The organism is Mesorhizobium sp. M7A.F.Ca.MR.362.00.0.0 (assembly GCF_004023175.1).
GTDB lineage: Bacteria > Pseudomonadota > Alphaproteobacteria > Rhizobiales > Rhizobiaceae > Mesorhizobium.
This window is the reverse complement of the sequence record NZ_RZTF01000121.1, coordinates 15,525-15,845: the sequence shown is the minus strand read 5'-3', so window position 1 is coordinate 15,845 and position 321 is coordinate 15,525. Positions and strand designations below refer to the sequence as shown.

Here is a 321-nt window from a genome sequence, read left to right as displayed (position 1 = left end):
TGCTCCGGCAGCGCCTGCGGCGCCGTCACTTCGGCACCCAGCGTGTTGCGATAGGCGGCGACGGCGGCCGCCAGATCCGGCACGGCAAGCGCGACATGGTTGAGACGTCCGAGCATTGGCACTCCCAAGTAGGGGGGTAGGGGAATACGGGAGTAGGGGAAAAGACAGATATGTCAGCTGTTTGCTCTTCCTACTCCCCTACTCCCGTACTCCCTTTCGTCATCTTGTGACGAATACAGTCACCAGCGGCTTCTTGCCCCAGGCTTCGTTGGCGGCGCCGCGCACGGCGCGCCGCACTGCTTCCTGCACCAAGTCGAGGTC

General features: G+C 63.6%; 1 protein-coding gene. It reads right to left on the bottom strand.

Annotation, left to right across the window (positions count from 1 at the left end; translation table 11 throughout):
• The coding region (locus EOC06_RS16695; RefSeq protein ID WP_368773589.1) for a VOC family protein at nt 1-116 on the bottom strand (116 nt) is incomplete at its 3' end.
• Between the last annotated feature and the right edge of the window lie 205 nt (nt 117-321).